The sequence below is a fragment of the Streptococcus parasanguinis genome (assembly GCF_009717775.1).
GTDB classification, from domain to species: Bacteria; Bacillota; Bacilli; order Lactobacillales; family Streptococcaceae; genus Streptococcus; species Streptococcus parasanguinis_AG.
The window spans coordinates 651796-664868 of sequence record NZ_WMZF01000001.1; the positions used below are offsets into that span (position 1 = coordinate 651796).

General features: G+C 40.7%; 10 protein-coding genes and 2 pseudogenes. 2 read left to right on the plus strand and 10 right to left on the minus strand.

The genetic code is table 11. The features are described 5' to 3' along the window. Positions 1-18 precede the first annotated feature (18 nt). The 7 genes and pseudogenes from GMC92_RS03355 to GMC92_RS03390 all read right to left on the minus strand — a co-directional run bounded on the left by GMC92_RS03355 (position 19) and on the right by GMC92_RS03390 (position 6005). On the minus strand, positions 19-999 hold the full coding sequence (locus GMC92_RS03355) for a hypothetical protein (protein ID WP_241672888.1): 981 nt from the start codon (positions 997-999) through the stop codon (positions 19-21). 2 nt (positions 1000-1001) lie between these two features. Continuing rightward, positions 1002-1694 (minus strand): annotated as a pseudogene (locus GMC92_RS10825) (DUF443 family protein). Between the two features lie 12 nt (positions 1695-1706). Beyond that, positions 1707-2396, minus strand: a pseudogene (locus GMC92_RS03370) (DUF443 domain-containing protein). A gap of 72 nt (positions 2397-2468) precedes the next feature. Next, positions 2469-3125, minus strand: coding sequence for a DUF443 domain-containing protein (locus GMC92_RS03375; RefSeq protein WP_083307942.1), 657 nt, complete (start codon positions 3123-3125; stop codon positions 2469-2471). Positions 3126-3191: 66 nt separating this feature from the next. Further along, positions 3192-4184, minus strand: coding sequence for a hypothetical protein (locus GMC92_RS03380; RefSeq protein ID WP_155199719.1), 993 nt, complete (start codon positions 4182-4184; stop codon positions 3192-3194). 173 nt (positions 4185-4357) lie between these two features. Next, entirely contained in the window at positions 4358-5320 is a 963-nt protein-coding gene (locus tag GMC92_RS03385) for a hypothetical protein (protein ID WP_070587256.1), read from the minus strand. A 115-nt stretch (positions 5321-5435) separates the two neighbouring features. After that, complete coding sequence (locus GMC92_RS03390) at positions 5436-6005, minus strand: TetR/AcrR family transcriptional regulator (protein WP_003010925.1); 570 nt, start codon at positions 6003-6005, stop codon at positions 5436-5438. Between the two features lie 129 nt (positions 6006-6134). On the opposite strand from GMC92_RS03390, the gene GMC92_RS03395 reads away from it, so the two are divergent. Beyond that, positions 6135-6977, plus strand: coding sequence for a DegV family protein (locus GMC92_RS03395; RefSeq protein WP_023918400.1), 843 nt, complete (start codon positions 6135-6137; stop codon positions 6975-6977). A gap of 192 nt (positions 6978-7169) precedes the next feature. On the opposite strand, the gene GMC92_RS03405 is transcribed toward GMC92_RS03395, so the two are convergent. From GMC92_RS03405 to GMC92_RS03415, 3 genes are read right to left on the minus strand one after another with little or no spacing between them, the layout of a single operon-like run. After that, entirely contained in the window at positions 7170-8816 is a 1647-nt protein-coding gene (locus tag GMC92_RS03405; RefSeq protein WP_155199720.1) for a hypothetical protein, read from the minus strand. Then, on the minus strand, positions 8806-9549 hold the full coding sequence (locus GMC92_RS03410) for an ABC transporter ATP-binding protein (RefSeq protein WP_155199721.1): 744 nt from the start codon (positions 9547-9549) through the stop codon (positions 8806-8808). Before GMC92_RS03410 ends, GMC92_RS03405 begins: the two co-directional genes overlap by 11 nt. Before the next feature lie 39 nt (positions 9550-9588). After that, positions 9589-11220, minus strand: a complete 1632-nt coding sequence (locus tag GMC92_RS03415; protein WP_338324037.1) for a M20/M25/M40 family metallo-hydrolase — start codon at positions 11218-11220, stop codon at positions 9589-9591. 209 nt (positions 11221-11429) lie between these two features. On the opposite strand from GMC92_RS03415, the gene GMC92_RS03420 reads away from it, so the two are divergent. Next, positions 11430-12911 (plus strand): alpha-amylase, encoded by a 1482-nt coding sequence (locus GMC92_RS03420; RefSeq protein WP_155199723.1) that lies wholly within the window; start codon positions 11430-11432, stop codon positions 12909-12911. Positions 12912-13073 lie beyond the last annotated feature (162 nt).

Consider the following 13073-nt stretch of genomic DNA (forward strand, 5'->3'; position numbering starts at 1 on the left):
TCCTTTGTATTTCTTACTTCAATCAATCTCATGGTAGGCTTTGCCTGCCTTTTCTAAATCATAATAGTGATCAAATTCTCCTTTTGTTTGAGTGGTATGCACCTGACCATCTTTTGATACCTCAGCTGGAATGGTGACATCTTGATAGAGATTCACACCCTTCTTCATAAAGAGTTCAAATACAGCAATACTTCTTGCATATTGATCCGCACTATTCTGGGGTTTTATTACTATGACTTTGGTATCTTTTTCCTTTAAGAGCTGATAGGCCTTGGAAGATTTCTTAAATTGCGATTTTGAGAGATCCTTAGGATCAATTGAAAACCAATTATCAAAAAATTTCAATTCTTCAATACTGCTCTTATCACGATCAAGTCGTGCATTGAAAGCCGGAACCGGTTTTCTTTGGTGATCATTCTCTAAGGTTTCATTTCGTTCCAGTTTACGAGTATCTAAATTTAAATACATCATCTTCCGAACCGAGTTATCTTTGGTACTGCGAATTTGTAATGCAGCTAACTCACGTCCATTCCATGAATACACTGAACCTAATTCTGTAGGAATATAATCCGGATCGAACTGTTCAACAACTTTAAACAAATCAATCTCTTTCTCTTCTTTTAATCGTTCTCCATCAACTTTGTAAACACTAACAGTCCAATATTCATCCTTAGATGGATGTTTTTCCTGAAAGTACAGATCCTCTCTCAATTTCATATTCATATGCAAAATATGCTTTGAACCGACTCTGACAGGATCAAAATAATAATAAGACCCATATGCCCTCATCAACCGGTCTTCCTTGGGATCGGTTGATTTCCAGTGAGTAATCATGCCTGCACCATCCGCAATCATCTCATAGTCATCAATTTTGGCTTTTCCACTATATTCCTGAAATTGCTTGTAATAACTCTCAGTTGAAAAGCGTATATAGAGCCAAATCCCACCAATGAGCGAGAGCAAAACCAGTAAGGATAGCATCATTTTTTTCTTTGTCATTTTCACGATTTAAATAGATCCTTTCTAGGAGATTTAATTTTCACTTTGTAATCCACCACTGGTGAAAAAAATAGCATATTACCAGAAAACACAAACAGCGATAAAAATATCAACAAAGCTATATGAAGGATAAAGTTTTGTGCAATATTACTAAATATTGCACAAGATGAAAATACAACCAACCCAGCAAAAAAAGTTGGAGCTATCATTGATAATAATCGATGCTTTCTATCATTTGCGACGAGGTATATCTTTATAGGGTGGTTGCTATTTACAATGTTGGGCATTGGTTTCCGAATGCTTGTCTATATCCGAATCCCTATTACAAGGCTAAAAACTAGAGCCAACATTCCAAAATTTAGCACATGTGAAGTAAAATAAAGATATTTTTCAACAGGAAAAGCCTTCGATAACAGCACGGCAGTTGTACCCATACCGAAAGCTGAAGCAAAACCTTTCTTCCGAGTATCCTTTTTATTGAGAACTTTAGAAAGATCCGAGGGAGCTAGAGTCTGCACTTCTTCCTTAGTTAAAGGATAGGCTCGATGAGGGATGAAGCTTAAAATCCATGGAAAGAAATAGCTAATGAGAAAGGGACGATCGGCATCGACTAAATAAGACTCACCATCCATTTGTAAGATCCGGTAACGAAGATTAATTTTTGATAATTGTTCTATTTTTGCTTTTTTTAGCATGCATAGTTCCTTCTAATTTTCTTTGTAAACAGATTTATCCTCATCCACTGCTTCCAGTCTCTCAAATTCAACACGCCCTTTCTCAAACGCATATTCAAATAGAAGACTACCTGACTCTATCCAAATACAAAGATAAACCAACATGCCATTGATATAAAGAAAACAAGCTTCAGTTCCATCATGAGTATTCATATAGAATCCAAACACAATAAAAATTGGAATAAGAAAAAGATAAGCATGAAATTGTCGCTGCTTCTTTACATTTCGAAAGACAATCTTACACTTTGGACGATTGGGTGTGAGTCGTCTGGCAATTTCCTTTCGAGATTTCTAAAGGATTCCCCTATAAATGACAAAAGCTACCAGAATTGAAATTAGAAATAACAAGATTTTTAAATAGAGATTCTGACTAATGCTATAATATCTAAAAATTCCAGCCCCTATTCTATATAGAGCTGAACTAAGTGCAACACTAATACTTATCGCTATCGAACGTCTACCTTCTGGAGCCATTTTAATCTTTTTGTCAAAGTTTCTATTTGAAGCCTCTAACTCTATGATATCCAACTTGAACTCCTTAGGAGCAAATCCCCAATAGTAACGTTTAGATGTCAACGAATTTGAATCTAAAACATACCTTTTTCCATTCATTTCAAGGATGCCAAAATAATAGACATCCAAGGCTTTAAAATTAACTTCCATTTATTTTATTCGATCACTTTCTGAATTAATGGTATTTGCCAATTATGTAACTTCTACGATATCACAAAACTTCTACTGTTCTTCTATGTTTTCAAGAACAATTTGACCTTGCTTATAGGGAAGAGCAATTGGGAAACTTCCTAGAGTAAACATGAAAAAGAATAAGCATACGATTCCATTGATTACCAAAAAAGCACCTTCAGTTCCATTATTTTCACCAAGGAAGAAAAGTAAACAAATGAAAATTACCCCTACTAAAGGATATACTCCTCCGTTACTTTTCTTAATAGTTTTAAAGGTAACTGTGTATTTACGACTGTTTTTAGGAATCCATTTATCTGCTTTTTTATGGGCCAACTTTAATGAAATCAGAATGGCAAAATAAGAAATCAGCATTGAAATTGCAAAGAGCAATAACTTTAATAACACTTGCTCACTAAGATTGTTTTGAATAAAAAGCCGCTTTAGAACATCATAACCAACTTTGACAATTGGTTGGACAATGATGGCTGCCATTGTCGTACTGACAGGTGTTGTGGGCTTAATTTCGAAATGATTGTTATTCTTTTCGATCTCCACCATATCCACTGTAATCGTATCTGTTTTAATTCCCCAGTAGTAACTCTTAGGTCTCATTGTACTCGTATCCATGATATACTTCTTCGATTCTTGATCTATCTGGACAATCTGAAAACAGGTCATATTTGAATTTTTAAATTTTAATTCCATTGATTTTTCACCTTGCTTCTATTCAGTTATTTTCTATGTGTACTTCTGAATATAAGAATATTTCACCTATTTTCCAGATTTCGAGAGAACGAATGCCCCTATTTTTTTGAAGACTGCTATTACAACTAAGACCATCGCATACAATAAAAACGGCGGGATTAACAGTAAAGCAATTTTCCAGCCTTTGAAAAAAGAAAGTCCTTTTGTGGATTTAGTTGATTTAGCTGGTTTGACTTCTACCAGCTTCATTCGCAATAATTTCAAAGTAACTTCTTCTTGTCTCGTATCAAGCGAAACACTCTTTTCTCCCGAGTTTTCACTATCTAGATAGGCCTGAGCCATTCGGACCAGATACAATCCCTCATCTTCTTTCGCAATGGTACGAAATAGCTCCATTGCCTTATTTCTATTCCCTTTGAGGTACTCATTGACTGCCTTCAGATACATAGATTCCAATTGTGAGAACTTGTTGTTTGTCACTTCCTTTAGAACGGCATCATTGGACTCTTTTTTGACCAGTAGATCATAGCGAGCTCTGTATGCCATCTTGAGTGGTTCAACATCTGCCAAATAGTTAGCTAGTAACTCCTCAAACTCATCCTCCTTCAAATCTGGCCTTGAAAATAAGTTTGCATTCAATAGAATTTCGTTTAATTTTACTTGTTCAACATCTGTAAACTTTTGATTATTTTTGAGTTCGTCTACAACTGCTTCGATGGCAGCAAAGTCACCAATCCTATAGGAATAGAAAATAGTGGCAAACTGTACACGCGCTTTAATAGTTTTGATACTCTTTCTTTTTTGGTTCAGAATATAGCTTGCCATCAAGTCAAGATTTATATCCTGATAGATAAGACTATTCAACTTTTTGACTAAAAGAGTATCTTTAATGATAACTAGAATCAGCTCCATCAGTAAGTAAATCAAAAAACAAATAGTCGCGATCCTTTTACTTTGGGTCACTTGCACGATATATAAAAACGGTAAGGCTAGAATGACCAATAGGACTATCACTGGAATATTGTATCGTCTTCTTAGTTCTTTATAATCTTTAACCATAAATCTCCTTTGTTGTTATTGAGATATGACGTGTATCCTATCAACCTCATATCAAACTCATTTGATTTTGCTTTGAGGAAAACTTTGACAGACATTCGTCCAAATCAGTAACAAAGTTACTAATACTAGTGTTACTATAACACTTTTTCTTTTCATAATATTTCTTACCCTTTCTAGTCTGTATGATTAGCAGACCAAACCTGCAGTTCATCGTAGGATTTTATTTGTGTTTTCTCACCAGTCTTTGGATCCGTCGCATAGACCTCTAACACGTCCTGCCCCTTTGGTGCAAACCAATGAAGAACTGTATCAAACCACTCTTTGGTTGAGTACTGTTTAGGTCTCATATATAAACGAGCTAAATCCTTTATATCCTTAGCCATTTCCGGATAGTCTTGGGCAAAGTTTGTATTGGAGATATCTATCTTTTCACGATCTTCTTTTGAAAGTAAGGTATCAATATAACCAGCCGTGAATTTCAAATGGTACTTCTCTTTCATAGCTTGTCGAATGTTATTATATACATTCCCTTTTGACAATTCCTGCTCAGCGGCAGAAAAAGTTGATTTTCCATTATCCTCAAAATTTTCAAGATTTTCAATTTTTTGATTCGTAATATCAACTATGATTTTTCTACTATCATTATTTCCAACTTTATACAAAGTTACCGGTATGTAATCCTTGTTATCAGCATAATACTGACTGATATCGTACGCACCTCGATACTCTTTTTTCCCTAATAATTGATATACTTCCGTCTTTTTACTTGGAAAGCCAGAAGCATTCAAATCATAAGAAATAATATTAAAATACTCATCTTTTGCAATTTTAGGTGAACCATTTTTCTCTCTATCAATCATACTTTGATTGATCTCTTTTTGATGGACATCCAAAACTGAAATATAGTCTTGACCGAATGCTATCCCACCTATCCCATCTTTTTGCGCAACAAATACAAATTTATTGTCATCAAAAACATGAATTGTAGGTTTCTCGGTTTTCGCATCAATATATTTCTGCTCGGTTTCTTGCTGACTCGTTTTTTCATGTTTTTGAACTTGCTTCCACATATAGAAAGAGCCTATACTTACTAAAAGGACTAGCACTCCTACTACTTTCTTATTCACTCGTTTCATTTCAACCTCCACGCTCGTAGTTAACTCCTACCATCATACCGAAATTTTGCGACTGGGGCAACTTCCTCACTAGTTGGAAATAGTTGCAAGAAAAAACACCACCTCTCGGTGGTGTTTACTTCTTCTTTTGTGGAAAGAGGGGCAGACCAAGTGTCGCGATCTTCTCGGCGGGGATCTTCATACCATCCTTAATCCATTTGGAGATGACAGAGACAATGGCTGAGCTCCAGAAGGAATTGAGGTAGCTGCCAGCGCCATTCGAGGAGCTGCCATTTCTTTTTTCTAAAAAATCATAAACAGCCTTAGTCAAGAGCCGTTCGAAATTATAATCAATAGCTAGACTGATGATCTTGGCTTCTTTCTTGACTTCCTTAAAGAGGTAGACCCAGACTTGGTAAAGGTCTGTCTTGAGATTGTAGCCATCTAAAGACTTGGTAATCTTTGCGATACTAGATTGAAAGATGGACTCTAGAATCTCTTCTTTGGAGTCATAATTACGGTAAAAGGCTGCGCGAGAGACACCCGCACGCTGAACCAGCTCAGAGATGGTGATCTTTTTCAGATCTTTTTTCTCCAACAATTGCAGGAGAGAGATTTCGATGGATTCTCGTGTAATCGCATTGTTTTCTCGGTTAAATCGTTTGAGATTTTCCAAGGATTTCTCGGATATTTTTCTTTCTGCCATAACATTTACTTTCTATCTGTCTCACCTGATGATATCTGCTTGGATAGCATTGTACTTCATGATATAATTGTAAAAGAAGACATACTACTTGTCAATGTACATTTTTATACAATTATGAGGTATGAACTGATGAAATGGAAAATTATTGCGGATTCAGGCTGTGACTACCGCTCTTTGGACAATCTGGCACCGGATACGGAGTTTGTCAGTGTCCCATTGACCATCCAAGTGGGAGAAACTATCTACACAGATGATGTCCAACTCAATATCGATCAGATGATGGAAGAGATGTATGCGACTACGACTGCTTCTAAGTCTGCCTGTCCGAGTCCCGATGATTATATGAAGTCCTTTGAAGGAGCTGAAAATATCGTCGTTGTGACCATCACTGGAACCCTTTCAGGTAGCTACAATAGTGCTGAGGTGGCCAAGAAGATTTATCTAGAAGAGCATCCGAATACCAATATCCACGTCATTAATAGCTTGTCAGCTGGGGGTGAGGTGGACCTGATCGTTCGCAAGCTCAATCAGTTGGTCGCTGAAGGCCTCGATTTTGATCAAGTAGTCGATGTGATCACGACCTACCAGTCTAAGACGAAGTTGCTCTTTGTTTTGGCCAAGGTTGATAATCTGGTCAAAAATGGGCGTCTCAGCAAATTGATCGGGACTGTTGTCGGACTCCTCAATATCCGTATGGTCGGGGAAGCTAGTAAGACCGGTACTCTTGAGTTGCTCCAAAAAGCTCGGGGCCAAAAGAAAGCGATCAAAGCTGCTTTTGATGAATTGATCAAGGCGGGTTATGCTGGCGGTCATATCACCATCGCCCACCGCAACAATGAAAAATTTATTGAGCAATTCTCTGCATTGGTTCGTGAAAAATTTGCCCATGCAATGATCGAAGTCCTTCCTACTTCTGGACTTTGTAGTTTCTACGCCGAAGAAGGCGGCCTCCTCATGGGGTATGAAATTTAAGTTACCACTAAAAGAGGCTAGGACAAAAGTCCTAGCCTCTCAATTGTTTTTGGATTGTCGAGCAAGACGCAGCGGTTGAGTGGGCTCTATTACACTGATTTCATCAGCTTTACAGCCCTACTCAACTGTGCGGAGGTGGGACGACGAAATTGAATTCTAACGAATGACCGATTTCTGTCCCACTCTCTTTTTTTATTCTCCGATCTCTTGGTAGAGGGTACGGATTTTTTTGCGGTAAATGGTATAGCTGATCCCAGCTCCAATTAGCAGTATGACACTATAAAGGATCACGGCCAGCAGGGTGCTGACGGAATGATAGGTCCAAATGAAGCTGACAATGATCAGGAGAAACATCACAAAGAGAAAGACAATCAAGAGGATAGACTGAAGAACTGCATTCCCACGATGACGGGTCATCAACTCTGTGATATTGGTCCAATTGGTGCTAAAGTTCTGAAAATCTTTGACATAGTCTCGGATGCAGATCGGAATGGTCGTTACAACCCAGATCAGTAACATGGCAAGGATAGCCAAGGGATGGACGCCAAAATAGAGACAAACGCCAACTAGAAGAATGAAAGGAAGGATGGATTGCACCAGATAGAGCAACCAAAACTTCATAAAGAGATAGCGTTTGAAATCAACAGGGAGGGATCTCAAGTATTCAAAGTTTTCGCGCTCTAGCGAAATACCGATACTGGTCAAGCCTCCAAAACTATTGAAAACACCGATCAAGATGGCAACAAGGGTCAGTGGTACCAGATACTGGGGTGTCAAGTAAGGACTGAGGCTTCCTATATTTTTTGATGCTCCTGCTGCTCCACTGAGGAGGAAAATATATGGCAGAATACTCATCATCAATAGGACTTGCACCATAAGGGTTCCATCGCTCAAGAGTCTGCGATGATACTGAATGACAAACTGTCTAAAGGAGTCTTTCTGGCCCACATGGATGGCTTTCACGCGCTCTTTGACGGTTTGGTTGGTCGCAACCGCAAGGGCTGCATCATAGAATTGTGGGATCACGATTTTGCGAACCAGGCCGATCAAGACCAAAAGCACCGCTATCCAGCCCAGAAGGCCAAGGATCGCTCCACCATCAAAAGGATGGAGGATAAACTGATGAAAGGCTGTAAAAGGTGGAAATAGAATGGGAATATCCGCTCCACCCGACACCTCTACCCGATGGGTTTGGACTAGATTCAGATAGAGATAAGCTCCTAGGCTCAGAAGAGAACCAATTCCGACCATGATGTTGGAGACCAGGGTCGTGTGTTTTTTGAAAAAAAGGGTCTTAGTGATCAAATGAGCTAGTAAAATCGTCGCTAAAAAGAGAACGCCTAAGAGAATCACGGCACAAAAGAGGCCTAGCAGGATCCCTAACGGATTGAAGCCGCCTGCTTGGACAGGCAGGATCAAAAAATAGCTGATCAATGGAAGGATAGCCATGAGAAGGGTCAGGATGACCGAGATACTTTTTCCAGCAATGACTTCCGCATCTGAGAAGGCATAGGGCCGGTAAAACTGGAGGTCCTTGCTTTCATAAAAGACATTGTAAAAACTCATAAAGCCTTGGGAAATGGTCATCAAGGAAAAGAGGGCCACCATATTGACAAAGAAGGCTGGCTGATGGACAAAATCATAGATACTAAAGAGCAAGCCAAATATGAGGAAATAGACCAGGCCTAAAAAGAGGTAGTTGAGCACCGATTTACGGGCAACATTGAGTTTGACGTCCGGTTTTTTGGCCTGTTTGGCACGTAATTTTGCGATCTGAGCGGGCTGACTGGCATAGATCATATTGACATTGACCAGCTGCCGGATGATCTTAAGACGCATGATCGCCACCTTCTTCCTTCCGACCCGCTAGACTGAGATAGATACTTTCCAGACTTTGTTCGGGATGTTGGCCCTTCAATTCCTCGATCGTCCCATAGAAAATGAGATTACCCTTTTTGAGAATGGCGATTCTATCACAGAGTTGTTCAGCCACTTCTAAGACGTGGGTAGAGAAAATAACCGTCTTGCCCCGATCCGCATGCTGGCGCATCATTTGTTTTAAATCGTATGAAGCCTGTGGATCCAAACCGGTCATGGGTTCGTCCAAGACCCAGATATCTGGATCCGACAAGAGGGCTGCAATGACGAAGACCTTCTGGCGCATCCCATGTGAAAAGGATTCAATCACTTCATAGCGGTGACTCTGAAAATCAAAGATCGTAAGAAGCTCTTCCAAGCGTTGATCACAGTCTTTCTGACTCATATCATAAGAGGTCGCAACCAATTCCCAGAATTCATTGGCTGTGAGACGCAAGAAAAGATCTGGCGAATCCGCCACATAACCGATCTTCTTTTTGATCGCAAGCCGATGGCTATAGAGGTCCTGACCATCCACTTCAATGGATCCAGTGGTTGGGGTGATGACACTGACCAGGCTCTTAATCGTCGTTGACTTACCGGCTCCGTTGTGGCCAATCAGTCCGACAATTTGCCCATCTTCGATGGTCAGATCCAAGTGGTTGAGGGCAATATGCCCATCGTAATCTTTGGTAACTCCGTGAAATGTAATCATGTTAACTCCCTAATTGATCCTCATTGGGACCGTTTTTTCTTATTCTGTTGATAAGCGATCATCGAAATGGTAGAGCAATTCTAGCAGATAGTTTGGAATGGTCTCCAAGAAGTCTTCTTTGTAGACCCGCTCTCCTCGCTTATGCAATTCTTTACCCCATGGTCCTAGATTAACTGCTGGAACCTGAATTTGAGCAATTTTTTCCAGATCCAGATCATAGACCTGAGCTGGTGTGGCTAGGCTATCTAGGACGACTTGATAAGAAGCCACATCCTTTTCCAAGGCACAATAACTGGTGTCGTTAATCCCCATAAAGTATTCTTCGACTTTTAAGAGGTAACCTCTTGTGTCCAGATACTCGCGGTAATCAGTGATGAGGGACACAATATTGAAATCGGTATTGTCTAAAAAGCGACAATTCATGGAAGGATAATATGGGGGCGCAAAACCGATGACTACTATGGGATCTTTATCTCCGAGAAACTCAAGGAGTCGCTGGATTTGCTGAATCGCAAGGCTCTGGTAGCTGGTCCCATTACGAAAATCTTGCTCCGCTTTTTTATTAGAAGCTTCTCTATAGTCTTGGTAGCCCTCTAAGGCTTGGCAACGTTCCTCTAGTTCTTGATAGGTGATGACTCTTGGTCTTGCAATCATATGGTCTTGGCCAGCCTGATCCTGCAAGTGCTCGTACTTCACGTAAAAGGCGTCCAAGGCCTCCTGACTAAGCTCATAGATTCGTCGCAAGAGCTCTTGTGGTGTTTTCTTCAAATGCAACACACTGAAATAACCAGCCGCATAAAGCACGGTCGATACATCGTACTGCTCCTTCAAATCTCTGAGATAGGACCAAGAAGGGAGGGGAGACGTTTCTCCCAAGGCCTGATCTGCCAGATCGGGATGAAGATCTAGCTGGCTTGCAATGGCTACTAAGAGGGACAAGGCATTGATCCCTTTAAGGGGCTCCTTCATATGGGACAAGACGCCTTGCGACACAACGACTGGCATGAGTTTGCCGACTGTGCCAATGTGAAGGACCTTTTCTTTTCCTACTTCCGATTCAAAGGGCTCTGAATCCACTGCTAATACATAATTCAGATCAAACTTTTCCTGCAAATCTGTGAGGAGGCCCAAGGCTCCACGCATCCCACGTGAATAGGATTCCTCGTCTCCAACAGAGAGATAGAGCAGATTGACCTGACCTTCTGTGGGGTTTGCTGCATAGGCTTCCAGAACCCCCAATTGAAGGGCTAGGGCTGCTTTCATATCGCAAGACCCTCTGCCAAATTTCCACTCCCCAGAAGCTAAATCTTCCTGCATATCTGGTCGCCTATCCAGTGTTTTCAAGGCTTCTGCTACTTGATCAGAATCGAGCGCGATTTCTGCCAAATTTCCATAGTCTTCTAGATCGACTGTATCATGGTGGTGGAAAAGGATAACTGTTTTTTTCTTGCCCTTATCAACCAAGGCCCAATTGACCGACCGATGCAAGTGATCCTGTGGTACCTGATAGCGCCCAAAATGGTCCGGATGTTCCCTGAAATAGGGGATCTTAGCAATCCGTTGATCCAGGTAGGCTTCGATTCCTTGCTCGGTCTCAGTATTGGTGAAGCTTGGGATCGCCAAGGCTTCGGTAAAAATCGTTTCGATGCTCTCTCTATTGGTGGTTTTCACTTTCAAACCAATCCTCCTTTGATATAATCAAACTAAATGAATGAATAGAAATATATGTATCAGACTGATATTTCTACGTAGATAAAATGCTACTTTTTATATTCTCACTTCATTTCTTTCATGTATGCGATTTCTTTTCCAGAAAGGGCTTGCTTCCAGCGCAAACGTTTGTCGCATCCAACTATTTTTGGTAAAATAGGGACATTCACATGAAAGAAGAAATAACGATGGAAAATCAAACCTTAATGCAATATTTTGAGTGGTATTTGCCCGCTGATGGGAACCACTGGACGCGTCTTGCTGAAGATGCGCAACACTTAGCAGACTTGGGTATTCGCAAGGTCTGGATGCCACCTGCCTTTAAAGCTACTTCTAACAATGACGTTGGGTACGGAGTCTATGACCTCTTTGATTTGGGCGAGTTCGATCAAAAAGGAACGGTTCGTACCAAATACGGTTTCAAAGACGATTATCTTCAAGCCATCCAAGCCCTCAAAGATGCAGGGATTCAACCAATGGCCGATGTCGTTCTCAACCATAAAGCTGCTGCCGATGGCTTAGAGGAATTCGAGGTCGTTGAGGTCGATCCCATGGATCGAAACAAGGTTCTCACTGAACCCTTCACCATTCAAGGATGGACCAAATTCACCTTTGATGGCCGAAATGGCGCCTATAATGACTTCCACTGGCATTGGTACCACTTCACCGGCACTGACTACGATGCTTCACGTAATAAGAATGGGATCTACCAAATCCAAGGGGACAACAAAGGTTGGGCTCATGGAGATCTGGTAGACAAAGAAAACGGAAACTACGATTACCTCATGTACGCCGATATCGATTTCAAACATCCCGAGGTTATAGAAAATCTCGACCAATGGGCTGAATGGTTTATCGAAACAACAGGGGTTGAGGGCTTCCGTCTGGATGCAGTCAAGCACATTGACTCCTTCTTTATGAAGAATTTCATCCACAATATCACCAAAAAATATGGAGAAGATTTCTACGTCTTTGGTGAATTTTGGAATGGGGACACAGAAACCAACGATGAGTACTTGGAAAGTATTGATTACCTGTATGACCTGGTCGACGTAGCCCTCCACCAAAATCTCTTCAGAGCTAGTCAAGAGGGTGAAAATTTCGACCTTCGAACTATTTTTGACGGAACACTAGCACTCAATCATCCTGAACAGGCCGTAACCTTTGTGGACAACCATGATACCCAACGAGGGCAAGCCTTGGAATCTAACATTGAAGAATGGTTTAAGCCTGCAGCCTATGCCTTGATCTTACTTCGTGAAGCTGGTTTGCCTTGTGTCTTCTATGGAGACTACTACGGTATCGAGGGCCAATTTGCGCAAGAAAGTTTCCAAGGGGTCCTCGATCGACTCTTATGGGTTCGTAAAGATCTGGCCTATGGGGAAGAAACGGACTACTTCGATGATCCTAATTGCATCGGTTGGACACGTTCAGGTTCAGAAGAATCAGCACCAATCGCCTGCTTGATTTCCAATAACCAAGCTGCTACAAAAGTCATGGAGATCGGCTCATCCTACGCAGGCCTCACCTACTATGATGTACTAGAAAATTGTAGCGAAACCGTCCAAGTCCAAGAAGACGGTACTGCTGAATTCCCAGTGGCAGAACGTTCCGTCAGTGTCTGGGTAGCCCAAGATACAGAGGGGCAATAACCTTTATATGTAATTTTCTCCTAGGATCTACACCTTCCTAGGAGAATTTTTTCCTGTAAAAATTTTATAGGAAATACAGCTTCATTTTAGCACTATAAGAAAGCGCTGTCAATGGGTATCGCGTCTATTTGAAAGAAATAAAGAGCATCAAAAAAACTCGTT

Coding starts and splice junctions, on each gene's coding strand:
- GMC92_RS03405 (WP_155199720.1), bottom strand. CDS start 8,816: ATGCGTCTTAAGATCATCCGGCAGCTGGTCAATGTCAATATGATCTAT.
- GMC92_RS03385 (WP_070587256.1), bottom strand. CDS start 5,320: ATGAAACGAGTGAATAAGAAAGTAGTAGGAGTGCTAGTCCTTTTAGTA.
- GMC92_RS03390 (WP_003010925.1), bottom strand. CDS start 6,005: ATGGCAGAAAGAAAAATATCCGAGAAATCCTTGGAAAATCTCAAACGA.
- GMC92_RS03410 (WP_155199721.1), bottom strand. CDS start 9,549: ATGATTACATTTCACGGAGTTACCAAAGATTACGATGGGCATATTGCC.
- GMC92_RS03420 (WP_155199723.1), top strand. CDS start 11,430: ATGAAAGAAGAAATAACGATGGAAAATCAAACCTTAATGCAATATTTT.
- GMC92_RS03380 (WP_155199719.1), bottom strand. CDS start 4,184: ATGGTTAAAGATTATAAAGAACTAAGAAGACGATACAATATTCCAGTG.
- GMC92_RS03375 (WP_083307942.1), bottom strand. CDS start 3,125: ATGGAATTAAAATTTAAAAATTCAAATATGACCTGTTTTCAGATTGTC.
- GMC92_RS03355 (WP_241672888.1), bottom strand. CDS start 999: ATGACAAAGAAAAAAATGATGCTATCCTTACTGGTTTTGCTCTCGCTC.
- GMC92_RS03395 (WP_023918400.1), top strand. CDS start 6,135: ATGAAATGGAAAATTATTGCGGATTCAGGCTGTGACTACCGCTCTTTG.